General features: G+C 68.7%; 22 protein-coding genes, 3 tRNA genes and 1 pseudogene. 2 read left to right on the top strand and 24 right to left on the bottom strand.

The genetic code is table 11. The annotated features are described in order from the left end of the window. Nucleotides 1-110: 110 nt before the first annotated feature. A complete protein-coding gene (locus ACS5PM_RS29525; RefSeq protein WP_439391562.1) occupies nucleotides 111-1,838 on the bottom strand; it encodes an ABC-F family ATP-binding cassette domain-containing protein in 1,728 nt (575 codons plus the stop codon). Nucleotides 1,839-2,194: 356 nt separating this feature from the next. On the opposite strand from ACS5PM_RS29525, the pseudogene ACS5PM_RS29520 reads away from it, so the two are divergent. Further along, nucleotides 2,195-2,461: pseudogene (locus ACS5PM_RS29520) on the top strand (glutathione S-transferase family protein); the annotation flags it as partial. 23 nt (nucleotides 2,462-2,484) lie between these two features. Here the strand turns inward: ACS5PM_RS29520 and ACS5PM_RS29515 are convergent. Then, nucleotides 2,485-2,997 (bottom strand): winged helix-turn-helix transcriptional regulator, encoded by a 513-nt coding sequence (locus ACS5PM_RS29515; RefSeq protein WP_439391561.1) that lies wholly within the window; start codon nucleotides 2,995-2,997, stop codon nucleotides 2,485-2,487. On the opposite strand from ACS5PM_RS29515, the gene ACS5PM_RS29510 reads away from it, so the two are divergent. Beyond that, entirely contained in the window at nucleotides 2,969-3,553 is a 585-nt protein-coding gene (locus ACS5PM_RS29510; RefSeq protein WP_439391560.1) for a DUF1579 domain-containing protein, read from the top strand. The genes ACS5PM_RS29515 and ACS5PM_RS29510 overlap by 29 nt on opposite strands. A 46-nt stretch (nucleotides 3,554-3,599) precedes the next feature. On the opposite strand, the gene ACS5PM_RS29505 is transcribed toward ACS5PM_RS29510, so the two are convergent. The 22 genes from ACS5PM_RS29505 to ACS5PM_RS29400 form a co-directional block, all read right to left on the bottom strand. After that, complete coding sequence (locus ACS5PM_RS29505; RefSeq protein WP_439391559.1) at nucleotides 3,600-4,469, bottom strand: hypothetical protein; 870 nt, start codon at nucleotides 4,467-4,469, stop codon at nucleotides 3,600-3,602. A 326-nt stretch (nucleotides 4,470-4,795) separates the two neighbouring features. Further along, nucleotides 4,796-4,872 (bottom strand) — tRNA-Asp (locus ACS5PM_RS29500). A 79-nt stretch (nucleotides 4,873-4,951) separates the two neighbouring features. Then, a tRNA-Glu gene (locus ACS5PM_RS29495) sits at nucleotides 4,952-5,027 on the bottom strand. A 36-nt stretch (nucleotides 5,028-5,063) separates the two neighbouring features. Continuing rightward, nucleotides 5,064-5,139: transfer RNA gene (locus ACS5PM_RS29490), tRNA-Ala, on the bottom strand. Between the two features lie 84 nt (nucleotides 5,140-5,223). Continuing rightward, nucleotides 5,224-6,621: a glutamate--tRNA ligase gene (gene gltX, locus ACS5PM_RS29485; protein WP_439391558.1), complete on the bottom strand. Its 1,398-nt coding sequence runs from the start codon at nucleotides 6,619-6,621 to the stop codon at nucleotides 5,224-5,226. Then, on the bottom strand, nucleotides 6,618-7,841 hold the full coding sequence (locus ACS5PM_RS29480; RefSeq protein ID WP_439391556.1) for an O-succinylhomoserine sulfhydrylase: 1,224 nt from the start codon (nucleotides 7,839-7,841) through the stop codon (nucleotides 6,618-6,620). Before ACS5PM_RS29480 ends, gltX begins: the two co-directional genes overlap by 4 nt. Before the next feature lie 2 nt (nucleotides 7,842-7,843). Beyond that, nucleotides 7,844-9,367: an amidophosphoribosyltransferase gene (gene purF, locus ACS5PM_RS29475; protein WP_439391555.1), complete on the bottom strand. Its 1,524-nt coding sequence runs from the start codon at nucleotides 9,365-9,367 to the stop codon at nucleotides 7,844-7,846. A 53-nt stretch (nucleotides 9,368-9,420) separates the two neighbouring features. Further along, entirely contained in the window at nucleotides 9,421-9,930 is a 510-nt protein-coding gene (locus tag ACS5PM_RS29470) for a CvpA family protein (protein WP_439391554.1), read from the bottom strand. Nucleotides 9,931-9,940: 10 nt separating this feature from the next. After that, a complete protein-coding gene (locus tag ACS5PM_RS29465; protein WP_439391553.1) occupies nucleotides 9,941-10,675 on the bottom strand; it encodes an SPOR domain-containing protein in 735 nt (244 codons plus the stop codon). A 69-nt stretch (nucleotides 10,676-10,744) separates the two neighbouring features. Beyond that, a complete protein-coding gene (gene folC, locus ACS5PM_RS29460; protein ID WP_439391552.1) occupies nucleotides 10,745-12,031 on the bottom strand; it encodes a bifunctional tetrahydrofolate synthase/dihydrofolate synthase in 1,287 nt (428 codons plus the stop codon). 59 nt (nucleotides 12,032-12,090) lie between these two features. Continuing rightward, nucleotides 12,091-12,963 (bottom strand): acetyl-CoA carboxylase, carboxyltransferase subunit beta, encoded by an 873-nt coding sequence (gene accD, locus ACS5PM_RS29455; RefSeq protein WP_439391551.1) that lies wholly within the window; start codon nucleotides 12,961-12,963, stop codon nucleotides 12,091-12,093. Between the two features lie 125 nt (nucleotides 12,964-13,088). Next, nucleotides 13,089-13,901 carry a tryptophan synthase subunit alpha gene (gene trpA, locus ACS5PM_RS29450; RefSeq protein ID WP_439391550.1) on the bottom strand — a complete coding sequence of 271 codons (813 nt, stop codon included), beginning with the start codon at nucleotides 13,899-13,901 and terminating at the stop codon, nucleotides 13,089-13,091. A 73-nt stretch (nucleotides 13,902-13,974) separates the two neighbouring features. Beyond that, on the bottom strand, nucleotides 13,975-15,225 hold the full coding sequence (trpB, locus tag ACS5PM_RS29445) for a tryptophan synthase subunit beta (protein WP_439391548.1): 1,251 nt from the start codon (nucleotides 15,223-15,225) through the stop codon (nucleotides 13,975-13,977). Between the two features lie 60 nt (nucleotides 15,226-15,285). Continuing rightward, entirely contained in the window at nucleotides 15,286-15,930 is a 645-nt protein-coding gene (locus tag ACS5PM_RS29440; protein WP_439391547.1) for a phosphoribosylanthranilate isomerase, read from the bottom strand. Further along, nucleotides 15,930-16,715 (bottom strand): tRNA pseudouridine(38-40) synthase TruA, encoded by a 786-nt coding sequence (gene truA, locus ACS5PM_RS29435; RefSeq protein WP_439391610.1) that lies wholly within the window; start codon nucleotides 16,713-16,715, stop codon nucleotides 15,930-15,932. The genes ACS5PM_RS29440 and truA overlap by 1 nt, the downstream gene beginning before the upstream one ends. Nucleotides 16,716-16,740: 25 nt before the next feature. Further along, nucleotides 16,741-19,371 carry a motility hub landmark protein FimV gene (locus ACS5PM_RS29430; protein ID WP_439391546.1) on the bottom strand — a complete coding sequence of 877 codons (2,631 nt, stop codon included), beginning with the start codon at nucleotides 19,369-19,371 and terminating at the stop codon, nucleotides 16,741-16,743. A 283-nt stretch (nucleotides 19,372-19,654) separates the two neighbouring features. Further along, entirely contained in the window at nucleotides 19,655-20,782 is a 1,128-nt protein-coding gene (gene asd / locus ACS5PM_RS29425) for an aspartate-semialdehyde dehydrogenase (RefSeq protein ID WP_439391545.1), read from the bottom strand. A 91-nt stretch (nucleotides 20,783-20,873) separates the two neighbouring features. Next, nucleotides 20,874-21,965 (bottom strand): 3-isopropylmalate dehydrogenase, encoded by a 1,092-nt coding sequence (leuB, locus tag ACS5PM_RS29420; protein ID WP_439391544.1) that lies wholly within the window; start codon nucleotides 21,963-21,965, stop codon nucleotides 20,874-20,876. Between the two features lie 69 nt (nucleotides 21,966-22,034). After that, complete coding sequence (locus tag ACS5PM_RS29415) at nucleotides 22,035-22,346, bottom strand: hypothetical protein (protein WP_439391543.1); 312 nt, start codon at nucleotides 22,344-22,346, stop codon at nucleotides 22,035-22,037. Between the two features lie 29 nt (nucleotides 22,347-22,375). Beyond that, nucleotides 22,376-23,023 (bottom strand): 3-isopropylmalate dehydratase small subunit, encoded by a 648-nt coding sequence (leuD, locus tag ACS5PM_RS29410; RefSeq protein ID WP_439391542.1) that lies wholly within the window; start codon nucleotides 23,021-23,023, stop codon nucleotides 22,376-22,378. A gap of 20 nt (nucleotides 23,024-23,043) precedes the next feature. Beyond that, the gene (leuC, locus tag ACS5PM_RS29405) at nucleotides 23,044-24,456 is read right to left on the bottom strand and encodes a 3-isopropylmalate dehydratase large subunit (RefSeq protein WP_439391540.1); all 1,413 of its coding nucleotides are present in this window, start codon (nucleotides 24,454-24,456) and stop codon (nucleotides 23,044-23,046) included. A 50-nt stretch (nucleotides 24,457-24,506) separates the two neighbouring features. Then, nucleotides 24,507-25,466, bottom strand: coding sequence for a LysR family transcriptional regulator (locus tag ACS5PM_RS29400; protein WP_439391539.1), 960 nt, complete (start codon nucleotides 25,464-25,466; stop codon nucleotides 24,507-24,509). Between the last annotated feature and the right edge of the window lie 162 nt (nucleotides 25,467-25,628).

The raw sequence follows: 25,628 nt of genomic DNA, 5'->3' as shown, positions 1-25,628 counted from the left end.
CGCCTGCCCGATCCCGCGCAAGGGGACCGCGGCCACGGCCAGCTGGCGCAGCTGCCGGACGGCAGCCTCTACGGCATGGTGCGGCGTGGCGGGCAGTTCGATGGCGGAGGCTACTTCCGGCTCGAGCCCAAGCCCTCGCCTTGAACCGGAACGGACCGCCCCACCCGCGCCATCGAGGATTGCCGCATCACCAGCCGGCCGTCCCGCCATTCCCAGCGGTGCGTCGGCCGCAGCGCGTCGATGAACTCCTCGTCGTGGGTCGCGACGATGAGCGCCCCATCGAAACCCTGCAGCGCCTCGAGCAGCACCTCGGTCGTGTCGAGGTCGAGGTGATTGGTCGGCTCATCGAGCAACAGCATCCGCGCCGGTTCCTGGCGCCAGAGGGCACAGGCCAGCGCGGCCTTCAGGCGCTCGCCCGCGCTGAGCCGTCCCATTGGCAGCGACACGCGCGCCGCATCGAGACGCAGCTGGGCCAGGCGGCTTCTCAGCTCGCTGGCGGGCAGCGGGCGATCGAAGGCGCGCAGGCATTCGAGCAGCGAGCTGTGGGGCGGCAGCGCGTCCGCCCCATCCTGGTCCAGCACGGCCATCCGGACGCCCACGGTCGCGCTGCCTTGCTGCGGCGCCAGCGTCCCGGCAAGGACGCGCAGCAGCGTGCTCTTGCCGCAGCCGTTCGGTCCGCTCACGGCCACACGCACCGGCCCGACGAGCGTCGCGTCGATGAGCGGGCCACCGACGTACGGCAGGCGCACCCCCTGCAGTTGCAACACCGGCTTGTCCGCGGGCACGCGACTGGAGGGCAGCGCCAGGAACAGGGGCGGTGGCTGTTCCGCCCGGTGGGCTGCAGCGCGCACGGCGATGTCCAGCGAATGTCGCTGGACCGCATCGTGCCGTGCCTCGCGCGCAGCAGTGGCTTGCGCGGTTTCGCGAAGGCGGTTGATCGCCACCGCCGGCAGGTTGGCCGTGCGAGCCATGTGACGGCCACGGGCGCGGCGCAGCTCACGCGCATGCTGGTCGCGCTTCTGCCTGTCCAGGGCCGCCTCGCGCGCCGACCGGGCGCGCTGCAGGGCCGTCTCGGCGGCAGCCAGGTGGCCGTCCCGCTGGGCGCGATACAGCGCATAGTCGCCGCCATATAGGGCCAGCCCGCGCGGGCTCAATTCGGCGATGCGGTCCACGCAGCACAACAGCTGCCGATCGTGGCTCACCACCACGACGGTGTGCTTCGAGGCCCGCAACCACGCGAGCAGCCAGTCGCGGGCCTCGCCATCGAGGTGGTTGCTGGGCTCGTCGAGGATGACACTGTGGGCGTCGGCCACCATGGCCCCCGCCAGGGCGACTCGCATCCTCTGGCCGCCGCTCAGGCCGGCCACTGCGTCGTCCAGCGCCAGGCCGGGCAGGCCCGCATCGGCCAGGGCCAGGGCCACTCGTGCCGGGAGGTCCCAATGGCGGTCCGCCACGAGCAGGTCGTCCGGTGACGCCCTGCCGGCGGCCAGCCGCTGCATGGCCGCCAGCACCGGGCCGAGGCCCATCGTCTCCGCGACGGTGCGCTGGTCCAGCGGCAGCGGCGGCAGCGCCACGAAGTGCACGCGTCCGCTGCGACAGGCGGTGCCGGCCGAGGGCTTTCGGCCCGCCAGGATCTGCGCGAGCAGGCTCTTGCCCACGCCGTTGCGGCCGACCAGTCCGAGCCGTTCGCGGCCTATGGACAGGTGCAGCGGCACTTGCCACAGCGGCCTTCCGTCGGGCAGATGCCACTGGACGCCGTGCAGCTGGAAGCAGGGAGGATCCGAGGAAGCCGGGGCAGGCGCCCCGGGCGCGATGGGGCCCGTCGAGGACGATGACATTGCAAGCTTTCCGTTCGAACGAAGACATGCCACGCCACGAGGAAAGGGGCGTGGAACGGCATCCGGGAAAGGCTTACATCCGCATGGTCGTCGTGCTCTGGGCAGTGAAGGGGCGCGATATTAGCCAGCAGCATTGGCTGCGTCAATGCGATGCATCTCGGGCTGCCGCTGCCAGCCGCCCGCCTGGATCCGAACGAGAAGTGGCGCCGAATACGCGCTTCGGCCTGGCCAGCCAAGACGTTTTCACGGGTTGTCGATTCCAGCCGCCCAGGATCGTCGTGGGGATGAACGCAGGGAAGGCGGCTGCGCGCACTCGAAGCAGCTAACCCTTTTAATGCACTGACTCGACTGCCTGGGAGCGCCTGCCTCTCGTCGAGGACCGGTTGCGCGTCCGGCTGAACCAGCTCGCAGCCCGGCTCGGCGACGCCGACTGGCTGGACGGCGGCTTCAGCGCAGGCGACCTGCTGATGGTGTCGGTGCTGCTTCGGCTGAGACCCTCGGGCCTGCTGGACGAGTTTCCTCGCCTGGCCGCCTACGTGGCTCGTGGCGAAGCGCGGCCCGGCTACCTGCGCGCTTTCGCGGCGCAACTCGCGATCAACACCGCCGACTTGCCCGGGACCTGACTGCGCCGCCTCGCGCGGCGCCGCTACGCTCCGGCCAGGCCGAGGCCGCAGACGGCGCGCTCATCCGTCGCCACGTCCGGCCTGCCCGATCGGGCATGAAGCTCCTGGTGAGCCATTCCCCAGCGACGGATCGCTTCGGCCACCGGCAACAGCGAACGGCCGTGCGGGGTCAGCGTGTACATCACCGGTGCGGGCACGGCGCCGCGCGCGTTTCGCTCGACCAGTCCGTCGGCCTGCATTTCACGCAGTTGCTGCGCCAGCACCTTGGCACTCATGTCCGGAAGGCTGCGCCGCAGCGCGGCGAAATGCAGGGCACCGTCGCTGAGCCGGTAGACGATGAACAACTTCCATCGCCCACCCATCGCGGCCAGGGCCGATGTGAGCGCGCAGCCGGACACCGCATTGACGCGGGCGACGGCCGGACGGTTACCTCCGGGTGCCTTCTTGGTGGTGGAGATCACGCTCGCTACATTGGCTGGCATGTCGTCGAACCTCGCTGCGTTCACTTTGCGCATCGCCTTCGTCATGATGGCCATGGCAGGCGTCGCTTCCTGCGCAGTGACTGCCGTGCCATCGCTCCCGGGCCAGGAGAAGGATCCCACGTTCGGCCCGACGCCGGCCGGAACCCCGCGGGATTTCGATTTCGAGACGGGCCGATGGCGCACGTCGTTGCGTCGGCTGCTCCAGCCCCTGAGCGGTTCGTCGCAGTGGGCAGACTACTCGGGCACCAGCACCGTCCGTCCCTTGCTCGGCGGTCGGGCCAATCTGGTGGAGCTCGAGGTCGCCGGCCCGCACGGCCGCATCGAAGGGGTTTCGCTGCGCCTGTTCGACACGCAGCGCCAACGCTGGACCTTGAACTATTCCAACGTGAACAGCGGGACGCTGGAGGTGCCCATGAGCGGTGGGTTCGAAGGCGGCCCGCACGGCGTCTTCTACAGCTCGGACACGTTTCAGGGAAAGCCGATCCTGGTGCGATTCACCATCGATGTCGTGGATGCGGACCATTGCCGTTTCGAACAGGCCTTTTCTGCCGATGGCGGCGCCACCTGGGAGGTCAACTGGATAGCGGCGGACAGCCGGCTGCCAGAATGAACAGGTGGCGTGCACCTGGCCGACGCGCGCAAGGCACGCAGGCCACTCAGTGCTGTCGACGCGTCTGGTCTGCGTCGCGGTGCGATACGCCGGCACGGGGGAGCAGCGGGGCATGCGCGTTGTTGCGCTCGCCATCCCGATCGCGGAGGGCTGCGTTCGCCGCGTGCGCATAAACCTCAGGCTGGTGAAGCACACCGCTCAGGGTCCCGGGCAACTGCACCACGGTGCCCACCACCTCGCCCACGCCAAACATCCTGACCACCACGTCGCCCCCCAGCGACAAGGAGACGACGTGTTCGCGGGCCCGTGCGCGCGCGGCCTTCAGATCGCCCTGGGCGTGGCGCTTGAGCAGCGTCGCGTCCAGACCCATGTCGCCGAACACCACCGCGTACGCACCGTACTTCACGGCGAGGTAGTTGGCGATCTGCGAACCCATCGAATAGCCCACCAGTTCGATCGACTGGATGGCGTCCTCGCACAGCGCCTCGGTGTAGGCGTCGTCGGCGTGGGGAAACTGGCTGTTGCCCGTCCCGAACTTGGCCGCGAGCACGCCGCCCATGTCGGTGAACACGCCGCTCCAGCCGCCACTTTCCGAGAAGGGACGGTCCATGCCCTTGAACAGGATCAGCGCATGTCCGCTGGCATCGTCCAGCAGGACGAACCCCGACAAGCCGCTGGCGGGATGGTCGAATTGTCTGAACCGGCGAAAGCTCATGCCGCCCGCCTCGATGGCGGCCTGTGAGTCGGTGCGCTGGCCGTAGAACAACTCGGTGTACAGCCCAGGCACTCTCAGCGGATCGATCGCTCCGCGCTGCTTGGCCAGCTCTCGCGGCGTGGGATCGTGGGCGCGGCATGTGCTGTCCGGAGGCGCCATGGCACCCACCGGCCTGAGCATCGGCGAGGGGTTTGCGGTCACCGCTTCGGCGCCTGCAGCCCCTGATGCGCCACGGCGCTGCAGCCCGCTCTCGCTGGCGCACCCCGAAAGCACCAGCAGTCCCACGGCCGCCCACCAGCCAGCCCCCAGCGCCGGCCCGCGGCGATTCGGCTGGGGGAGACGAGCAGGGCCGGTCAACGCTGGCATGACGGATGGGGAGTTTGGGGGCCGACGGAGCGGAGGGCCGGCAGTATGCCCAGAGGGAAAGCCGGTCGCGTCGCAAAAACCAGCAATCCGCGTTCCCATCGCGCCAGCGGCGACGCAAAGAAAAACGGCCACAAGCTCAATGCTTGTGGCCGTTGATGTTTTGGCGGAGTGGACGGGGCTCGAACCCGCGACCCCCGGCGTGACAGGCCGGTATTCTAACCAACTGAACTACCACTCCGCGTGGTGCTGAAGTTTGGGCACTGCTGCCCCGGGTTTCAACCACCCGTGCCATCGACCTTCAGTCGCCCGAAGGTATTTGGCGTCCCCTAGGGGATTCGAACCCCTGTTACAACCGTGAAAGGGTCGTGTCCTAGGCCTCTAGACGAAGGGGACCAAGTCCTTTCCATTCACTCACCGACGCCACCTTTTTGGTGGAGGTAAGCGGGATCGAACCGCTGACCTCTTGCATGCCATGCAAGCGCTCTCCCAGCTGAGCTATACCCCCGTTTGCCCCGTTCGGGTCACAGATATCTTGTCGATCTCTGTTCGGGTACGCCGTTGAGCGAAGACCATGAGTATATACCGACTTTTAGACGCTTCGCAAGCGGGCGAGAACTTCGTCGCGTGAAAACAGCGACAGCACTGCATCGATGGAAGGCGTCTGCGCACGGCCGCAGACCAGCAGGCGCAGCGGGATCGCGACCTGCGGCATCTTCAGCTTGTGCACGCCTATCGTTTCCTTGATGGCTTGCTGGATTGCGCCGGCGTTCCACTCGATCTCGGCGAATCGCTCGCGAAGGACTTCCAGCGCAGGCCTCACCGCATCGGTCACGTGCGCAGCGACTTCCTCGGCCTTCGGCGCCACGCGCACGAAGTACATCTCGATCCAGTCGGCGAGCTCGACGACCGTCGTGCAGCGATCCTTGTACAGCGCACACATCGAGGCCAGCGGAACGTCGCCTGAGATCTGGACGCCGCGGCTGTGCAACTGCTTCAGCACCAGCGCGGCCAGGCGGTCGTCGCCGGCCTGCTTCAGGTACTGCGCATTCACCCACGCGAGCTTGGCCGGGTCCCACTGGGCCGGGCTCTTGTTCAGGTGCGAGCCATCGAACCACGACACCATCTGCTCGCTCGAGAACAGCTCGTGGTCGCCGTGGCTCCAGCCCAGGCGAGCGAGGTAGTTGAGCATCGCCTCGGGCAGGTAGCCACCCTCCTCGTAGTTGGACACTGCCACCGCCCCGCGCCGCTTGGAGAGCTTCAGGCCGTCCTCGCCCAGGATCACCGGCAGGTGGCCGAACAAGGGCAGCGGCGCGCCCAGCGCCTGGTAGATGTTGATCTGCCAGGGCGTGTTGTTGATGTGCTCGTCGCCACGGAAGACGTGTGTGATCGCCATGTCCCAGTCGTCGACGACCACGGCGAAGTTGTATGTCGGCACGCCGTCGGCACGCTGGATGATGAGATCGTCGAACTCCTTGTTCGCGATGACGATCTCGCCCTTGACCAGGTCAGCCCAGCGCACCTCGCCTTCGCGCGGGTTCTTCAGGCGGATCACCGGCTTCACGCCTTCAGGAACAGGCGGCAGCACCTTGCCCGGCTCGGGGCGCCAGCGACCGTCGTAGCCGGTCTTCTCGCCGCGAGCCTTCTGCTGCTCGCGCATGGCGTCGAGCTCCTCCGGCGTCGTGTAGCAACGGTAGGCGGTGCCGGCCGCGAGCATGCCCTCGATGACGTCCTGGTAACGATCCAGCCGCTGCATCTGGTAGATCGGACCTTCGTCGTAATCCAGCCCCAGCCAATGCATGGACTGCAGGATCTGGTCGACCGAATCCTGCGTCGAGCGGGCGACGTCGGTGTCCTCGATGCGGAGCACGAACTGGCCGCCGTGGTGCCGTGCATAGGCCCAGGAGTACAGCGCGGTGCGGGCGGTCCCCAGGTGGAGGAAGCCGGTGGGCGATGGGGCGATGCGGGTACGGACGGGGGCTTGGGTCATGCCGGTTTCAAGGTGGAAAGGCCGCGCAGCAGGTCGTCGGTGATGTCGTCGACATGCTCGAGGCCGACAGCGAGGCGGATCAGGCCCTGGCCGATGCCGGCGGCCTGGCGCTGCGCCTCGGTCAGACGGCCGTGCGAGGTGGTGCCCGGGTGGGTGATGATGGACTTGGTGTCGCCCAGGTTGGTCGCGATGCTGAGCAGGCGGGTGCTGTCGATCACATGGAAGGCGGCCTGGCGCGCGGCTTCGGGGCTGCTGCCGGACTTCACTTCGAACGAAAGCACCGCCCCCCCCTGCCCGCCTTGCTGGCGCATGGCCAGCTCGTGCTGCGGGTGCGACGCGAGGCTGGGGTAGTGGACCTTCGCCACCTCGGGCCGCTGCTCGAGCCAGCGGGCCACCGCGAGCGCGTTCTCGCTCTGCGCCTTCATGCGCAACGCGAGCGTCTCCATGCCCTTGAGCACGACCCACGCGTTGAACGGCGCGAGCGTCATGCCGGCCGTGCGGATCACCGGGCCGAAGACATCCTTGATGAGGCGGCTCGGGCCACACAGCGCACCGGACATCACCCGGCCCTGGCCGTCGAGGTACTTGGTGCCCGAGTGCATGACGAGGTCGGCGCCGAACTCCGCTGGCCGCTGCAGCGCGGGCGAGCAGAAGGTGTTGTCGACCGCCAGCAAGGCACCCGCTTCGTGCGCCATGTCGGCCAGCGCGCGCAGGTCGCAAACCTCGAGCAGGGGATTGGTCGGCGTCTCGGCGAAGAACAGTTTGGTCTGGGGCTTGACCGCGGCGCGCCACTCGCCGAGGTCGGTCTGGGAGACAAACGTCGTCTCGACGCCGAACTTGCCGAACTCCTTGGCGAAGAGGTTGATCGTCGAGCCGAACACCGAGCGCGAGCAGACCACGTGGTCGCCGGCCTTCAGCAGGCCCATGATCATCAGCAGGATCGCGCTCATGCCGGTGGCGGTGGCCACGCAGGCTTCGGTGCCCTCCATCGCAGCCAGGCGTGCCTCGAAGCTGCGCACCGTCGGCGTGCTGGTCCGCCCGTAGGTGAAGTCCTCCGAGTTGGTGAACTTGCGGGCCGAGGTCTCGGCATCGGGTTGGAGAAAGGCCGTGGTCAGGAACAGGCCTTCGCTGTTCTCGCCGTGCTGGCTCGGCGGCAGCGCAGTACGCACCGCCAGCGTCTCGGGCCGCAGGCCCTGTGGCAGAGGCCGGTCACTGCTCATGCTCAGGCCCCGTTCTCGCCGCTTTGCAGCGCCAGCCGGCTGCGCTCGGGCGCATCCTCGTCGTCGGGCTGCGAGGCGCGCTGCGACTGCATGGCATCGAAGTCGGCCGCCGAGACATCGCCCGTGATGTAGTGGCCATCGAAGCAGGAGGCCTCGAAGCCGGCCAGACGCGGGTTGAGCGCGCCGACGACCCGCTTCATGGCATCCACGTCCTGGTAGATCAATGCGTCGGCCCCGATGAACTCGCGGATCTCCTCGATGCTTCGGTTGTGCGCGATGAGTTCTTCCTTCGTGGGCATGTCGATGCCGTACACGTTCGGATAGCGCACGGGCGGTGCGGCCGAGGCCATGTAGACCTTGTTCGCGCCGGCCTCGCGGGCCATCTGCACGATCTCCTTGCTGGTCGTGCCACGCACGATGGAGTCGTCGACCAGCAGCACGTTGCGGCCCTTGAACTCGACGCCGATGGCATTGAGCTTCTGCCGCACGCTCTTCTTGCGCACCGACTGCCCCGGCATGATGAAGGTGCGGCCGACGTAGCGGTTCTTCACGAAGCCTTCGCGGTAGGGCTTGCCGATCTTGGAGGCCAGCTGCATGGCGCTGGGCCGGCTGGATTCGGGGATGGGGATGACCACGTCGATCTGCGAGGGCGGCATGGTGGAGATGACCCGCTGGGCCAGCGTCTCGCCCATGTTCAGCCGGGCCTGGTAGACCGAGATGCCGTCCATCACCGAATCCGGCCGGGCGAGGTAGACGAACTCGAACATGCACGGATTGAGCGTGGGCGATTCGGCGCATTGCTGCGCGTGCACCTTGCCGGCCAGGTCGATGAAGACCGCTTCGCCTGGCGCGATGTCACGCACGTAGTGGTGGCCGGTGCCTTCGAGGGCCACGGATTCGCTGGCCACCATCACTTCGGGGCCCTCGGGCGTCTCCAGCGTGCCGAAGCACAGCGGCCGGATGCCGAACGGATCGCGGAAGGCCAGCAGGCCGTGGCCGGCGATCAGCGCCACCACTGCGTAGGAGCCCTTGATGCGCTTGTGCACCGCGCTCACCGCCTTGAACACCAGCTGCGGCGTCAATGCCAGGTCGCGGCCGGCGCGCTCGAGTTCGTGCGCCAGCACGTTGATCAGCACCTCGGTGTCGCTCTCGGTGTTGATGTGACGGCGGTCGATCTCGAACAGCTCGTCCTTCATCGCATGGGCGTTGGTCAGGTTGCCGTTGTGGACCAGCACGATGCCGAACGGCGCGTTGACGTAGAAGGGCTGCGCCTCTTCCTCGCTGTAGGCGTTGCCGGCCGTCGGATAGCGCACCTGGCCCAGGCCCACGGTGCCCGGCAGGGCACGCATGTTGCGGGTGCGGAACACATCCTTCACCATGCCGCGCGCCTTGTGCATGAAGCACTTGGTGCCCTGCATCGTGACGATGCCCGCGGCGTCCTGGCCGCGGTGCTGCAGCAGCAGCAGGGCGTCATAGATCAGCTGGTTGACGGGCTGCTTGGAAATCACGCCGACGATGCCGCACATGGGGAGGAGTCCGTTCGATCAAAAAGAGAATATCGGGTGGCGCGGCGGCGGATTCAAGCGCGCCCTGCAGCCTGCGTGGAATGGTGCCGTTGCCACAGCGGATCGAGCCCGTTCAGCAGGGCACCGAGCCAGGCCGCGCCGTGCGACGTCTGCCAGGCCGTCGAGCGGGATGCCGGAGGGATGCGGGTGACGACCAGCGCCACCACCAGCAGGATCAGCAGCCCGCGAGCGAATCCGAAGGCCACGCCCAGCGCGCGGTCGAGCACGGTCAGCGGCGTGGCCGAAATCATCATCCGCACCAGCTTGGCCAGCAGCGTCCACGCGACGAGCGTGCCGACGAAGACCAGGCCGTAGGCCGTGCCGAGGCGGATCAGTCCACCGGGCTCACCGAACGGCAGCCAATGGGCCACCGTCGCGCCCCAGAGCTGGGCTGCAATGAAGGCGACGACCCATCCGACCAGCGCGAGCAACTCGTACACCAGGCCCCGCCACAGGCCGATGATGGTGGACACCACCAGCACCGCCGCGAGCGACCAGTCGACCCAGCTGAAGCCAGCGATCATCGCGCCGGCCTCACAGCACCAGCACCGCGGCCTGCAGGCCGCCAGACTTGATGCGCGCGGCCGCCTTGTCGGCTTCGGCCTTGGTCGGGTACGGGCCGACGCGCACGCGGATGCGCCGGCCAGTGGCCGACTCGATGACCTGGGTGTAGGTCTTGAGTCCGAGGGCCTCGACCTTCATGCGTGCCTCGCGCGCGCCGGTCGCCTCGGCGAAGGCGCCGATCTGCACCACGTAGCGGCCGTCATCCTTGGCGGCCTCGCTGTTCCTGGCCGCCTCCACCTTGCTGGCCGACTCGGCCGGCCTGGCCGCTTCTGCCACCGGCCTGGGGGGCTCCGCCGGCTTGCTGTCGACCTTGGCTTCCGGCTTCGGCTCGGGCCTGGCGGCGGGCTTGACCTCGGCCGGCCTGGCGGCGGGCTTGACCTCGGCCGGCCTGACGGCAGGCTCCACGGGCGGCGGCGCCACCTGAGCGGGCGCGGGGCGAGCCGGGCGCTGCGCGGGAGCCTGCAGCGGCGGTGCGCCTTCTCGCGAAGGAATCTCGATCGGGATGTCGACGGCGATGGGGCGAGGCTGGGTCTCGAAAAGGAGCGGGAATCCGATGATCCCGACCCCCAGCAGCAAGGCAGCGCCGATCAGGCGGCGGCGAGCGCGCAAGCGCGCGTCGCGGACGACCTCATTCGCATCGGCCAGGCTGGCTGCGCCCGAACGGGGCTGGGGAGCGTCCGAGGCGCCGGACTTCGATTTGGACAACAGACCCATGCGAGCGGCGAGTGGCGACCGGGCGTTCAGGGGTGGGGCTCACCCCGGCGCAAGGCGCCTTCAGGCCTGGTGCGGCGCGTTCAGCCGGGGCAAGCCTTGCTTCAGCACGCCGCCCACGGTGTAGAACGAGCCGAAGACCACGATTCTATCAGTGGGGTCTGCCGCAGCGAGGGCGGCGGCCAGGGCTTGCGAGGGGTCGGAGTGGGTGCTGACCGCCACGCCGTCGGGCCGCTGTGCGCGCAGCAGGATAGCCAGTTCATCTGCCGTCGCGGCGCGGGGCAGCGGCAGGTCCGTCACGAACCAGCGGTCGATCAAGGGCGCGATCCGCCCGACCACACCCGCCAGGTCCTTGTCGCGCATCACGCCGAAGACGGCAAAGGTGCGCGGGAAGAAGCCCATCTGGTCCAGGTTGAGCGCCAGCGCGGACACGGCCTGCGGGTTGTGGGCGACATCCAGCACCAGCGCAGGCTGCCCGGGCACGATCTGGAAGCGGCCCGGCAGATCGACGCCAGCGAGGCCCTGGCGCACCGCCTGCGCGTTGACCGGCAGACGCTCTCGGAGCGCCTCGAGCGCCGCGATCGCGCCCGAGGCGTTGAGCAGCTGGTTGGCGCCGCGCAGCGCCGGATAGGCCAGGCCGTGATAGCGGCGGCCCCGGCCGCTCCAGCCCCATTGCTGGCGGTCACCCTGGTGGTTGAAGTCACGGCCGTTCAGCCACAGGTCGGCGCCTATCTCGCGGCCAGTGTCGATGATGCTTTGCGGCGGCATCGGATCCGACACGATGCCCGGCCGGCCGGTGCGAAGGATCCCGGCCTTCTCTCGGCCGATGCTCTCGCGGTCAGGCCCGAGGAATTCGGTGTGATCCAGGTCGATGCTGGTGATGACCGAGCAATCGGCGTCGATGGCATTGACCGCGTCGTAGCGGCCGCCCAGGCCGACTTCGAGGATCACCAGGTCCAGCGGCTCGCGCGCAAGGCGGCGCAGGATGGCCAGCGTGCTGAACTCGAAGGTGGTGAGCGCGGTGTCTCCGCGCGCCTGCTCCACCGCCTCGAAGTCTTCGCACAGGGATTCGGCGCCGACTGGCGAGCCATCGACGCGGCAGCGTTCTTCGAAGTGCAGCAGGTGCGGCTTGATGTACAGGCCGACGCGGTAGCCCGCGGCGCGCGCGATCGCCTCGATCATCGAGCAGGTCGAGCCCTTGCCGTTGGTGCCCGCCACCGTGATCACCGGGACGGTGAAGGCCAGCCCCATGGCGTCTCGCACCTGCTGCACGCGCTCGAGCGACAAGTCCATCGTCTTGGGGTGCAGGCTTTCGCTGTGCTGCAGCCACTGCTCGAGGGTGCGGGTCATGGGGTCTCTTGAAACAAAAACGGCCAGGCGCCGGGCCTGGCCGTGGACGGTCAGGGGAATCAGGCGACGGCGTCGGCGCTTTGGCGCTGGAGCATGGCCAGTTGCCGGGCGATCGTCTGCCGCATCTGGCGGCGGTCGATGATCATGTCGAGGGCGCCCTTCTGCATCAGGAACTCGGCGCGCTGGAACCCTTCGGGCAGGTCCTCGCGCACCGTGTTCTTGATCACGCGCTGGCCGGCGAAGCCGATCAGGGCCTTGGGCTCGGCGATGACCACGTCGCCGACGAAGGCGAAGCTGGCGGACACGCCGCCCATGGTCGGGTCGGTCAGGACGCTGATGTAGGGCAGGCCCGCCTTGCTCAGATGGGTCAGGGCGGCATTCGTCTTGGCCATCTGCAGCAGGCTGAACAGACCCTCCTGCATGCGAGCGCCACCGGTGGCGGTGAAGCAGATGAAAGGCACCTTCTGCTCGATCGCGGCCTCGACGCCTCGCACGAAGCGTTCGCCGACCACCGAGCCCATCGAGCCACCCATGAAATCGAACTCGAACGCGGCGGCGACGGCGGGAACGCTCATCACCGAGCCGCCAATGACCACGAGCGCGTCGGTCTCGCCGGTGGACTCCAGCGCGCCCTTCAGGCGCTCGGGGTACTTCTTGCTGTCCTTGAACTTCAGGGGGTCGACCGGCAGCACCTCATGCCCGATCTCGTAGCGGCCCTCGGCGTCGAGGAAGGTGTTGAGCCGGTCGCGGGCGCCGATGCGGTGATGGTGGTCGCACTTGGGGCAGACGTTGAGGTTCTGCTCCAGGTCGGTCTTGTACAGCACCGACTCGCAGGACGGGCACTTGATCCACAGCCCCTCGGGCACCGAGCGCCGCTCGCTCGGGTCCGTCTGCTGGATCTTCGGGGGCAGCAGTTTTTCAAGCCAGCTCATGGATCAAGGCTCCTTCTTCTGGGTTGGCAGGCGCCCGCAGGGAGCGCTCACAAACAAATGTGGCTTCGCCACTTTGATTGAATCCCCGCGGGGGGCGGGCTGGCCCAGCCCGGCCCCTGGGGGCCTCACAGGTCATCGAGCGCGGCGCGGATCTCGCCGATGAAGCGACGCGCCGCCGAAGGCGCATTGTCGCGCGTTTCATTTTCCAGCAGCTGGATCAGCCGCGAGCCGATCACCACCCCGTCGGAAACCCGGCCGACGGCCTGCGCGGACCCCGCGTCGCGGATGCCGAAGCCCACGCCCACCGGCACCTTCACATGGCGGCGGATGCGCGGCACGGCCTCGGCCACGGCGGACGCATCCAGGTGGCCGGCCCCCGTCACGCCCTTGAGCGAGACGTAGTAGACGTAGCCGCTGGCCAGCGCGCCGACCTGGGCCATGCGGGCCTCGGTGCTGGTCGGCGCCAGCAGGAAGATCAGGTCCAGGCCATTCGCCTTCAGTGCAGTGGCGAAGGCTTCGCACTCCTCGGGCGGGTAATCGACGATCAGCACGCCGTCCACTCCCGCCTCGGATGCCGCCTTGATGAAGGCGTGTTCGCCGTTCCGCTGGTCGTAGCGCTCCACCGGGTTGGCGTAGCCCATCAGCACGATGGGCGTGGTGCCGTTGCGGGCGCGGAAGTCGCGCACCATCTGCAGCACCTGGGCCATCCCGATGCCCTTGGCAAGCGCCCGCTCCGACGCCTTCTGGATCACCGGGCCGTCGGCCATCGGATCGGAAAATGGCACGCCGAGCTCGATCACGTCGGCGCCCGCTTCGGCGAGGGCCAGCAGGATGTCGACCGTGGTGTCGGCGTACGGATCACCGGCGGTCACGTAGGGAATCAGCGCTTTGCGCCCGGCGCGCTGAAGCTCGGCGAAGGTGGCGGCGATGCGGCTCATTGGTACCCCCTTCGGCGCTGCGCGCCGGCCCCCCCGAGGGGGAGCCAGCACCTTCGGAACGGCCGTGCGGTGCTCATGACTGGGCCCCCTTCACGGTCTGGCCGCGGCACGAAGGCCGACAGTAGAACTCCGCACCGGACAGGTCGGCGACGGTGCCTATGTCCTTGTCGCCCCGCCCGGAGAGGTTCACGAGCAGGTGCTGATCCGGTCGCATGGTTGCGGCCAGCTTCATCGCGTAGGCCACCGCATGACTCGATTCGAGGGCCGGGATGATGCCCTCGGTGCGGCACAGGCGGTGGAAGGCGGCCAGCGCCTCGTCGTCGGTGATGCCGACGTACTCGGCCCGGCCGATGTCCTTGAGGTACGCGTGCTCCGGGCCCACGCCGGGGTAGTCCAGGCCGGCGGAGATCGAATGGGTCTCTGTGATCTGGCCGTTGTCGTCCTGCAGCAGGTAGGTCCGGTTGCCGTGCAGCACGCCGGGGGAGCCCGCGGACAGGCTGGCGGCGTGCTTGCCAGTGGTGAGGCCCTGCCCCGCCGCCTCCACGCCGATGAGGCGCACCTTCTCGTGCGGGATGTAGGGGTAGAAGATGCCCATCGCATTGCTGCCCCCGCCCACGCACGCGATCACCGCGTCGGGCTGGCCGCCGGCCATCTCGGGCATCTGCGACAGGCACTCCTCGCCGATCACGCTCTGGAAGTCGCGCACCATCTCCGGATACGGTGCCGGACCGGCCACGGTGCCGATGATGTAGAACGTGTTTTCCACGTTGGTGACCCAGTCGCGCAGGGCCTCGTTCAGCGCGTCCTTCAGCGTCTTGCTGCCGGACTCGACCGGCACCACCGTCGCGCCCAGCAGGTGCATGCGATAGACGTTCGGGCTCTGGCGCTTGACGTCCTCCGAGCCCATGTAGACGACGCACTCCAGCCCGTAGCGGGCGCAGATGGTGGCGGTGGCCACGCCGTGCTGGCCGGCGCCCGTCTCGGCGATCACGCGCGGCTTGCCCATGCGTTTGGCCAGCAGGGCCTGCCCGATCACGTTGTTGATCTTGTGGGCGCCGGTGTGGTTGAGGTCCTCGCGCTTCAGGTAGATCTGGGCGCCGCCCACCTCCCGGCTCAGGCGGTCGGCGTGGTAGATCGGGCTCGGGCGGCCGACGAAGTGCTTGAGTTCCTTCCTGAACTCGGCAACGAAGACCGGATCGCTGCGGTAGCGGACATAGGCCTGCTTGAGCTCGTCGAGCGCATGGACGAGGGTCTCGGCGACGAAGCTGCCGCCGTAAGGTCCGAAGTGGCCCGAGGGATCGGGCTGCTGGTAGTTCGTTTGCATGTGGGGATGTCTCGCGTTTGCATGGCTCGCGAGGCGGGCCGGATCGTTCGATCCGCGGCGTCAGGCCGTCAGCCGGCCATCCGCCTCTCGCACCGCCTCGCAGAACCGGCGCATGAGCCCGGCATCCTTGATGCCCTTGGAGCTCTCCACGCCGGAGCTGACGTCAACGGCCCAGGGCCGGACGCGAAGCACCCCATCGGTCACGCTTGCAGGATTCAACCCACCAGACAAAACGACCGGACAGGGGACGTTGGCGGGAATGAGAGACCAATCGAACGCCTTTCCACCACCGCCATAGCCCTCGACATGGGCGTCGAGCAGGAGGCCGGCGGCCCCCGGGTGGCGGTAGGCCAAGTCTAGCAAATCGATCCCTGGCGTCATCCGGGCGGCGCGCAGGTAGGGGCGGCCTGGCGCGGCGCAGGCCTCGGGCAGCTCGTCGCCGTGGAACTGGAGCAAGGCACCGGGCACGGCCGTCAGGCCGGCGGCGATCTCGTCCGGCGAGGCGTTGACGAACAGCAGCACCGGCGTCACGAAGGGGGGCAGGCGCCGGGCCAGTTCGCCGGCCCGTTCGGCGCTCACGTACCGCGGACTCCTCGGATACAGCACCAGGCCGATGGCGTCGGCGCCGGCCTCGACGGCCTGGTCGACATCTCCCTCGCGGGTGAGGCCGCAGATCTTGATCCGGGTACGGTGTGCAGTGGTCATCAGGGCAGCCAGTCCATGGCCGCCGTCGACTCGGGCAGACCGTGGACCGCATCGTAGATCGGGCCGACGAAGTACAGGCCGTCGGGGGCGAAGGTGGGCGCGGCTGCATCGCGGCTGCGTGCCGCCAGCACCTCGTCCATCCAGGACGGCGGGCGATTGCCCTGCCCCACGGCGATCAGGCAGCCCATGATGTTGCGGACCATGTGGTGCAGGAAGGCGCTGGCCTCGAAGTCGAAGCGCCAATAGGCGCCGTGGCGACGGATGTCGATCCGGCGCAAGTGCTTGACCGGCGACAGCGCCTGGCAGTCGGACGAGCGGAAGGAGCTGAAATCGTGCTCGCCGACGAGCCGGCGGGCGGCTTCGCGCATGGCTTCGCCGTCGAGCGGGCGAAAGACCCAGCCGCAGGCGCCGAACTCGATCGCCGGACGCACGGGCGATTCAAGCAGCAGGTAGCGATAGCGTCGGCCGCGGGCGCTGTTGCGGGCGTGGAAGTCGGCGGCGACCGGCCGGCACCATTGCACCGCGATGTCGCGCGGCAGATAGCGGTTGGTGCCGCGCACCCACGAAAACTCAGGCCTGTCCAGCGGGGTGTCGACATGCACCACCTGGTTCAGCCCGTGCACTCCCGTGTCGGTGCGGCCGGCGCAGATCGTGGACACCGGCATGGCGGCGAACTCGCCCAGGGCAGCTTCGACCTTGTCCTGGACGGTGCGCCCGCTCGGTTGGCTCTGCCAGCCGTGGTAGTGATCGCCGCGGTAGGCCAGGCCCAGCGCCAGGCGCCGGATCCGGCCTTCGCGCGCGGTCACCCCGTCACTCGAGGTCGTCGAGCATGGCCTGGGCGCGCGTCTTCAGTGCGCCGTCGGCCTTGCTCACCACTTCTTCGAGAAGGTCACGGGCGCCTTCCATGTCACCAATGCGCCTGAACTCGTCCGCCAGCTCCAGCTTGCGGGCCAGCGGATCGGCGTCGTCGATCTCATCGGAGGGCAGGCCGCCGCGCACCGTGTTGTCGCTCTTCGTTTCGCCGAGGTCGAGCGACAGCTCGCCGAAATCGAAGGTGGACGGTGCCGTCGGAGGACCGGGATCTGGCGACGGTGCCGCCGGAATCGTCGGCAGGTCCAGCGTCGGCAGTTCGTCGAACATCATCGGCGCCGGCGGCGGGCCGGGCGGGGGCGGCGCGGTCCGCGTGGTGCCCAGGTCCAGCATGCCGGACGCCGTGTCCAGCGGGCGGGTTGGCTCGACGCCTTGCAGCGACGTGGGTGCCCCGAGGTCGATGTCCAGCGGGCCCGGCGCGGTGTCGAGCAGCACCTCGCCCACGAGCGGCTGGGTCTTCTCTTCGCTGGGCTCGTCCTCGACACGCGCCGGCGGCTCTTCGCGCATGTCGGGCGGAGGATCCGACGAGGTGTCGAGGTCGACTGCCATCACCCGGCCTTCGCCGCCATACAGCGGGTTGGCCGGGTCGATGCTGCGACCCATCTCGACGGCCTTTTCCCAGTCCTCGCCTTCGCCACCGGTCTGTTCCTGCAGCTGGCGGGCCTGGGCCTCGAAGGCCTTGGTGTCGGCGCGCTTGGCGTAGACCTCGAGCAGCTTGCTGCGGATGGCGACACGGCCTCCATCGCTGCGCAGCGCTTCCTTCAGGATCTCCTCGGCCTGGAGGTCGCGACCGTAGGCCAGGTAGACATCCGCCTCGGCGACCGGGTCGACATCGCCGATGGCATCCAGCTGGCTCAGGGAATAGCTCAGCGAAGAGCTGGAGCTCGCCCCGTCGCGGGTGTCCACGCGCTGGCCGCCGCTGACGCCGAAGAAGGAATCAGGCTGCAGCTTGCTCTCGATGAACGAGGTTTCCGCCGCGCCGTCCTGTTGGCGACGACGCAGGCGCATGACGCCCAGGCCGGCCAGCAGCGCGATCAGGCCGGCCGCGGCCGGCAGCACCCACGGGTTGGACGTGAGGGACTCGAAGAAGCTCGGCTCCGGCGGCGGAGACGCGGGACGCTTGGCCTTCGGCCGCGAGGCGGCCACCGATGCAGGCGCCGCGGCAGCCGGTGTCGAGGCCGCCGCCTCGACGGCCGGCGCCGATGCGACCGTCGCCGGCGCAGCCGCAGAGGCCACGGGAGCCTGGATGGGCGCTGGAGCCGGGGGCGGAGGCGCCACGGGCGGCGGCGGTGCCACCGGCGCGGGCGGCGGCGCGACCGGGGCCGGCGGAGGCGCCGCCGGCTTGGTCGGGGCGACGGCCGGTGGCGTGGGCGCCGTGGCCACCGTCACACCCGGCTTGGCCGGCGCCGGCGCGCTGGCGATGGGCGCCACCGGTGCCGGCTTGGCCGCAACAGACGCGGCCTTGGTCGCTTCGTTGAGCTGCTTGAGCTCCTGCAGGTTGCGCGACAGCTCGGCCACGCGCGTCTCGTTGGCCTTGCGCTCGCTTTCCTTCGACAGCTTGGCCTCCGGCGCGGCGGGCTTCGCGGTGCCCTGGGAAAGCGTGAGCTTGTCGGGCGAGGTCGGACCCGTGTCCGCCTTGCGATCCTTGACGGCGGCCTGGACCTGGCCGGTGGCCTGGCGTTCGGGCTCGGTGCCCTTGACCGTCGGCGCGGCGCCCGCCAGGCGCTGGCGGAAGGCCGCGAAGTCTGTGCTGTGGGCCTGGATGACCTGGCGCGCTTCGTCGGGAGCGACTTCCTTCGCGCTGGCCGCATCCGGCAGGTTCAGCACCACGCCCGCCTTGAGGCGGTTCATGTTGTTGTCAATGAACGCCTGCGGATTGCCGCGGTAAAGCGACACCAGCATCTGGTCCAGCGACACGCCGGTGCGGCCGTGGGACGACGCGATCGACGACAGCGTGTCGCCTCCGCGGACGCGGTAGCTCTCGGCGCCTTCGGCAGCCGCGGCCGCCGGCGGCGGGGCAGCGGGCCGCGACGTGGGCGCCGGCGCGGGTCTGGAAGCCGGCGGAGAAGCCGCCGGACGCGGCGCTGCAGCCACCGGCGGCGTCTGCGCAGAGCCGGAAATGGCCGGCGCCGTGGTCGCCGCGACCGGCGGTGGCGCGGCCGGCCGGGTCTGCGGCGGATCGATCAGCAGCGTGTACGCGCGCTGCAGTCGTCCGCTGGCCCAGGTGAAATCGATGATGACATCGACGAAGGGCTCGGACACGGCGCGATCGCCCGTCACGCGGATGTAGGCGCGGCCGTCGGGCCTGCGGGCCAGCGTCAGCTGCGCGCCGGTGAGGACCGGGTTGAACTCGACACCCGCGGCACGGAACGCGTCGGGCGAGGCGAGCGCCGTCTTCAACGACCCGGCCTCCTCGGGCGTCATGTTCGTGATGTCGATCTCGGCGCGCAGCGCCTCACCAAGGGAGGACTGGACGGTCAGCCGGCCGAGCGACAGGGCGTGGGCGCTGCCGAGGTGCAACATCAGCAGGGCCGCGGTGGCCACGGTGGTGAGCATTGCGCCCTTGGCCATGGATGGAGGGTTCTTCAAAGCGTCTCCCGAAACGCCGTCATCAAAAACGCGATCGGCGAGCCCGCATCACAGGCCCGCCGTCGACGACCGTTCTCTCCCAAGCGATCCCGGTTCAACCGGCTCCGACACGAGAAAACAACACGGCATCAAGCATATAGGCTTACATGCTCATCCAAAACGTGACATTCGGAAGTTTTCGCGTTTTCACCGATTTGCATAAAAAAACCGCGTTGCCCGAAGGCAACGCAGTCGTAAGCAGGCGTTTCCGCGTGCTAGGCACCGATCAGGCGTCCAGGAGGATCCGCAACATGCGGCGCAGCGGTTCGGCCGCGCCCCACAGCAACTGGTCGCCGATCGTGAACGCGCCGAGGTACTCCGGACCCATCGCCATCTTGCGGATGCGGCCGACGGGGATGGTGAGCGTGCCCGTGACGGCCACCGGCGTCAGGTCGCGCATCGTGTCCTCACGGTTGTTCGGCACGACCTTCACCCACTGGTTGTCGGCGGCGATCATGGCCTCGATGTCGGCCACCGGCACGTCCTTCTTCAGCTTGAACGTCAGGGCCTGGCTGTGGCAGCGCATGGCGCCGATGCGCACGCAGAAGCCATCCACCGGCACCGCGGCGCTGCCGAAGCCCTCGCCCTGGCCGAGGATCTTGTTGGTCTCGGCCATGCCCTTCCACTCCTCGCGGCTCATCCCGTTGCCCAGATCCTTGTCGATCCAGGGAATGAGCGAGCCGCCCAGCGGCACGCCGAAGTTGGCCTTCTCGGCGTCTTCCAGGGTGCGCTGCTTCTCGATCACGAGCCTGTCGATGTCGAGGATGGCGCTCATGGGGTCGGCCAGCAGGTCCTTCACCTCGTGGTTGAGCGTGCCGAACTGGGCCAGCAACTCGCGCATGTGCTGCGCGCCGCCGCCGGACGCCGCCTGGTAGGTCTGGGTGCTCATCCATTCGACCAGGCCGGCCTTGTAGAGCGCCCCCACGCCCATCAGCATGCAGCTGACGGTGCAGTTGCCGCCGATCCAGTTGCGGCCGCCCTTGGCCAGGGCGTTCTTGATGACCGGCAGATTGACCGGGTCCAGGACGATGACGGCGTCGTCCTTCATCCGCAGGCTCGAGGCGGCATCGATCCAGTGGCCGTTCCAGCCCGCTGCGCGAAGCTTGGGGAAGACCTCGGTCGTGTAGTCGCCGCCCTGGGCGGTGATGACGATGTCACAGCGCTTGAGGGCCTCGATGTCGAAGGCGTCCTGCAGCGTGGTCTCGTTCTTTGCCATCGCCGGGGCCTTGCCGCCCTTGTTGGAGGTGGAGAAGAACAGGGGTTCGATGAGGTCGAAGTCGCGTTCGGCGACCATGCGGTCCATCAGCACGGATCCCACCATGCCGCGCCATCCGACCAGTCCTACGAGTGCCATTTCCAGATACCTTTGAAGTTGATCCTGGACCCCTTGAGCCTCCCGGCTCGTTCGCCGGGGTCCAGAGATGGGGCGAGACGAGACCGAGCTGTCAGCTCTTGGTAATCGTTTTGCCGGTGATGGCCGCGACCACGGCATCACCCATTTCGCGCGTTCCCACCTTGTGGGTGCCCTCGCTCCAGATGTCGGGCGTACGGTAACCCGCTGCCAGCACGGCACGCACGGCCGACTCGATACGGTCGGCCGCCTGCGGCTGTTGGAGTGAGAAGCGAAGCATCATGGCAGCGGACAGGATTGTAGCCAGAGGGTTTGCAACTCCCTGACCAGCGATGTCCGGCGCGCTGCCGTGGCTGGGTTCGTACAGGCCCTGCTTGTCGGCATTCAGCGACGCCGAGGGCAGCATGCCGATGGAGCCGGTGAGCATCGCCGCCTCGTCCGAAAGGATGTCGCCGAACATGTTGCCGGTGACCACCACGTCGAACTTCTTCGGCGCCTTGACCAACTGCATGGCGGCGTTGTCGACGTACATGTGGTCCAGCGCGACGTCCGGGTACTGGGCCGACACCTCGGTCACCACATCCTTCCAGAACTGGAAGGTCTCCAGCACGTTGGCCTTGTCGACGCTGGTGACCCGCTTGCTGCGCTGGCGTGCCGCCTGGAAGGCGACGTGGGCGATGCGCTCGATCTCGGGCCGCGAGTAGCGCATGGTGTCGAAGGCCTCCTCGGCGCCGGGGAAGTGGCCGTCCACCGCCGTGCGGCGGCCGCGCGGCTGGCCGAAGTAGATGTCGCCGGTCAGCTCGCGGATGATCAGGATGTCGAGCCCCGCGACCAGCTCGGGCTTCAGGCTCGAGGCGTGGGTCAGCTCGGGATAGCAGAGCGCCGGGCGGAAGTTGGCGAACAGCCCCAGGTGCTTGCGCAGTCCCAGGATGGCCTGCTCGGGGCGCAGCGAGCGCTCCAGCGTGTCGAACTTCCAGTCGCCCACCGCGCCGAACAGCACGGCGTCGGCCGCCTGGGCCAGCTTCAGGGTCGCTTCGGGCAGCGGGTGGCCATGGGCTTCGTACGCGGCGCCGCCGACCTTGGCCTCCTCCATCTCGAAGGAAAGGTCGAGCACCTTCAGCACGCGAACGGCCTCGGCGACGATCTCGGTGCCGATGCCGTCGCCCGGCAGGATGGCGATCTTCATGGTCAATGTCCTTGCAAGTGGTTTGAATCGAATCTTCGGCCGGCGGTCGTCAGCCCAGCCAGGTGCAGCTCAATCTTCATCGGGCATCGCGTCGTCGCTGTCGGTCGGATCGGCCAGCCAGTGGGCGAGCCGGTATTCGCAGGCCTTGAAGACCACGTAGGCGGCCATGGAGAGGTAGCCGGTGACGAGCAGTTCTCCCAACTGCTGGGCGGCGCCATCCATCAGGGCCATCCAGCCATGTTCGAAGACCAGGTTGGTGTTGGCGCGCAGCAGGTAGAAGAGGTTCAGCGAGCCGGCGCCGAAGACGAAGAAGGCCAGGCCCAGCACGATGAAGCTGAGCCATACCCGGCTGAGCACCAGCTGCTGGAACCAGCGCGGCACGGACAGGCCGCGCCGTGCCGATGCCGGTTTCAGAGCACGCGCTGGTTCAGCCACGGCATGCGAGCCAGGCGCTCGGCCTCGAAGGCGCGGATCTTGTCGGCGTGGCGCAGCGTCAGGCCGATGTCGTCGAAGCCGTTGACGAGGCAGTACTTGCGGAAGGGCTGGACGTCGAAGGCCAGCTCGCTGCCGTCGGGCTTGACCACCACCTGGCGCGGTAGGTCGACGGTCAGGCGGTAGCCGGGGAAGGCGGCCACCTCGTCGAACAGCTTCGACACCTGCGACTCCGGCAGCACGATGGGCAGCACGCCGTTCTTGAAGCAGTTGTTGAAGAAGATGTCGGCGAAGCTGGGGGCGATCAGGGCGCGGAAGCCGAATTGCTCCAGCGCCCAGGGCGCGTGCTCGCGGCTGGAGCCGCAGCCGAAGTTGTCGCGCGCCAGCAGGATGGAGGCGCCGGCGTAGCGCGGCTGGTTCAGCACGAAATCCGGGTTCGGCTGGCGGCTGGCCGGGTCCTGGCCGGGCTCGCCGTGGTCCAGGTAGCGCCACTCGTCGAACAGATTGGGCCCGAAGCCGCTGCGCTTGATCGACTTGAGGAACTGCTTGGGGATGATCGCGTCGGTGTCGACGTTGGCGCGGTCCATGGGCGCGACCAGGCCCTGGTGGATGGTGAAGGCTTGCATGAGGCTCTCGCTCGCAGGGATCAGGCGACTCGACGGACGTCTACGAAATGGCCGGCCATCGCGGCGGCCGCGGCCATGGCGGGGCTGACCAGGTGGGTCCGCCCACCCGCGCCCTGGCGACCCTCGAAGTTGCGGTTGCTGGTGGAGGCGCAGCGCTCGCCCGGCTCCAGCCGGTCGGCGTTCATGGCCAGGCACATCGAGCAGCCCGGCTCGCGCCACTCGAAGCCGGCGGCGGCGAAGATCTTGTCGAGGCCTTCGGCTTCGGCCTGGGCCTTGACCAGGCCCGAGCCCGGCACGACGAGGGCCAGCTTGACGTTGCTGGCGATGCGGCCGCCCACGCGCCGCACGACGGCGGCCGCTTCGCGCAGATCCTCTATCCGGCTGTTGGTGCACGAGCCGATGAAGACCTTGTCGATGCGGATGTCGCCGATCGCCTTGTTCGGCTCCAGCGCCATGTACTGCAGCGCACGCTCGATGGCGCCGCGCTTGACGCTGTCCTTCTCCTTGTCGGGATCCGGCACGCGGTCGTCGATGGAAAGCACCATTTCGGGCGAGGTGCCCCAGGTGACCTGCGGCTTCAGTTGCGCGGCGTCGATCTCGACCACGTGGTCGAAGTGAGCGCCTGGATCCGACTGCAAGGTGCGCCAGTAGGCCACGGCCTGCTCCCATTCCACGCCCTTGGGCGAGAACGGACGGCCCTTGACGTAGTCGATGGTGGTGTCGTCCACCGCCACCAGACCGGCGCGGGCCCCGGCCTCGATGGCCATGTTGCACACCGTCATGCGGCCTTCCATGCTGAGGGCGCGGATGGCGGAGCCGGCGAACTCGATGGTGTAGCCGGTGCCGCCGGCGGTGCCGATCTTTCCGATGATGGCCAGCACCACGTCCTTGGCGCCGCAGCCCGGGGGCAGCTGGCCCTCGACCTTGACGAGCAGGTTCTTCGCCTTCTTGGCCAGCAGCGTCTGCGTGGCGAGCACGTGCTCGACCTCGCTGGTGCCGATGCCGTGCGCGAGCGCGCCGAAGGCCCCGTGGGTGCTGGTGTGGCTGTCGCCGCAGACCACCGTCATGCCCGGCAGGGTGGCCCCCTGCTCCGGCCCGATGACGTGCACGATGCCCTGGCGGCGGTCGGTCATCTTGAACTGGGTGATGCCGAAGCGGTCGCAGTTGGCGTCCAGGGTGTCGACCTGCAGCTTCGACACCGGATCGGCGATGCCGTGCGAGCGGTCGGTGGTCGGCACGTTGTGGTCGCTCACCGCCAGGTTGGCCGACAGGCGCCAGACCTTGCGGCCGGCGATGTCCAGCCCCTCGAAGGCCTGCGGGCTCGTCACCTCGTGCACCAGGTGGCGGTCGATGTAGAGGGTGGCGGTGCCGTCCTCCTCGGTGTGGACGACGTGCTCGTCCCACAGCTTGTCGTACAGGGTGCGTGCGGTCATGGCGGTCGCTCTCGAAGGCAAACGGGGCGCGAACCCCGAGGATGGGATTGTCAGGGATTCGGTGCCGCGGCGGCAGGCTCCGCACCGGCCGCGGCCAGGCCGGTGAGGGTGTCGACGAAGCGCTGGACGACGGTGGGCAGCACCTCCTGCGACTGGGCCGCCAGCAGGTAGCGGCGGCGGGCCCAGGGTTCGTCCAGCGATCGCACGGCGAGGGCGAACAGGCGCGCGAAGCGCTCGGCCACCACCGCCGGGAGCACCGCCACGCCGAGGCCCTCGCTCACCAGCTGCGCGATGGCGTCGAAGCCGCGCACCTGCAGCCGGGCATTGAGCGTGCGGCCGCGTTCCAGCGCTCGCTGCAGCATCAGCTCGTGCACCGAGGCGCCCATGTGCAGGCCGACCATGTCGTAGTCCAGCAGGGCATCGAAATTCAGTGCGCCACGGCCCGCAGCGAGCGGATGGCCCTGCGGCAGCACCACGGACAGCTCGCCCGCCCGGTAGGGCCAGGTGGCCAGGCGCTTGTCCGTCAACGGCGGGACGAAGACACCGACGTCGGCACGGCCGTCGGCGACCGCCAGCTGAACGTCCGCGCTCGTCATGTCTTCCAGGCTGATGCGGATCTGCGGATGCTCGCGAGAGAAGGCCGCGAGGTCCGCCGGCAGGCACTCGGCGATGGCGGCAGCATTGGCCGCGATGCGCAGGTGGCCCTTGATTCCGCGGCTGAACTCGACCACCTCGCTCTCCAGCGCGTGCAGCGAGGCGTTCAGGCTGCGGATGTGGCGTACCAGCGCGCGGCCGGCCTCGGTGGGCTCGACGCCCCGGGCGCGGCGCTCGAACAGCTGCACGCCCAGACGGGTTTCCAGGTCTTTCAGGCGCTTGCTGGCCGCGGCCAATGCAAGGTGCTCGCGTTCCGCGGCCCGGGTGATGTTGCCGGACTCGGCGATGGCGAGCACGAGGTTGAGGGTGACGAGGTCGAAGCGCATGGGCGAGGCAATCGGATGCGACAGCCGCATTCCCCACTCCGCTCGGCCCAGGTAGGGGCCGGCAGCCGGGACTGGCGGACCGACCGGTAAGCCGGCCGCCAGCAGCTGGTCGCAGCCCACATGCTGCACGAAGGCTGACCCAGGCGCACTCGGGAGTCGTGAAGCGACACTTCGCGATACGCGAAGGATAAG

This window comes from Ideonella flava (assembly GCF_051857595.1).
In the GTDB taxonomy this organism is placed as follows: domain Bacteria; phylum Pseudomonadota; class Gammaproteobacteria; order Burkholderiales; family Burkholderiaceae_C; genus Ideonella.
Note: the sequence above shows the minus strand (reverse complement) of the source record. Positions and strands in the feature narration are given on the sequence as shown.

Coding starts and splice junctions, on each gene's coding strand:
- ACS5PM_RS29525 (WP_439391562.1), bottom strand. CDS start 1,838: ATGTCATCGTCCTCGACGGGCCCCATCGCGCCCGGGGCGCCTGCCCCG.
- ACS5PM_RS29515 (WP_439391561.1), bottom strand. CDS start 2,997: ATGGCCATCATGACGAAGGCGATGCGCAAAGTGAACGCAGCGAGGTTC.
- gltX (WP_439391558.1), bottom strand. CDS start 6,621: ATGACCCAAGCCCCCGTCCGTACCCGCATCGCCCCATCGCCCACCGGC.
- ACS5PM_RS29480 (WP_439391556.1), bottom strand. CDS start 7,841: ATGAGCAGTGACCGGCCTCTGCCACAGGGCCTGCGGCCCGAGACGCTG.
- purF (WP_439391555.1), bottom strand. CDS start 9,367: ATGTGCGGCATCGTCGGCGTGATTTCCAAGCAGCCCGTCAACCAGCTG.
- ACS5PM_RS29470 (WP_439391554.1), bottom strand. CDS start 9,930: ATGATCGCTGGCTTCAGCTGGGTCGACTGGTCGCTCGCGGCGGTGCTG.
- folC (WP_439391552.1), bottom strand. CDS start 12,031: ATGACCCGCACCCTCGAGCAGTGGCTGCAGCACAGCGAAAGCCTGCAC.
- accD (WP_439391551.1), bottom strand. CDS start 12,963: ATGAGCTGGCTTGAAAAACTGCTGCCCCCGAAGATCCAGCAGACGGAC.
- trpA (WP_439391550.1), bottom strand. CDS start 13,901: ATGAGCCGCATCGCCGCCACCTTCGCCGAGCTTCAGCGCGCCGGGCGC.
- trpB (WP_439391548.1), bottom strand. CDS start 15,225: ATGCAAACGAACTACCAGCAGCCCGATCCCTCGGGCCACTTCGGACCT.
- ACS5PM_RS29440 (WP_439391547.1), bottom strand. CDS start 15,930: ATGACCACTGCACACCGTACCCGGATCAAGATCTGCGGCCTCACCCGC.
- ACS5PM_RS29430 (WP_439391546.1), bottom strand. CDS start 19,371: ATGGCCAAGGGCGCAATGCTCACCACCGTGGCCACCGCGGCCCTGCTG.
- asd (WP_439391545.1), bottom strand. CDS start 20,782: ATGGCACTCGTAGGACTGGTCGGATGGCGCGGCATGGTGGGATCCGTG.
- leuB (WP_439391544.1), bottom strand. CDS start 21,965: ATGAAGATCGCCATCCTGCCGGGCGACGGCATCGGCACCGAGATCGTC.
- leuD (WP_439391542.1), bottom strand. CDS start 23,023: ATGCAAGCCTTCACCATCCACCAGGGCCTGGTCGCGCCCATGGACCGC.
- leuC (WP_439391540.1), bottom strand. CDS start 24,456: ATGACCGCACGCACCCTGTACGACAAGCTGTGGGACGAGCACGTCGTC.
- ACS5PM_RS29400 (WP_439391539.1), bottom strand. CDS start 25,466: ATGCGGCTGTCGCATCCGATTGCCTCGCCCATGCGCTTCGACCTCGTC.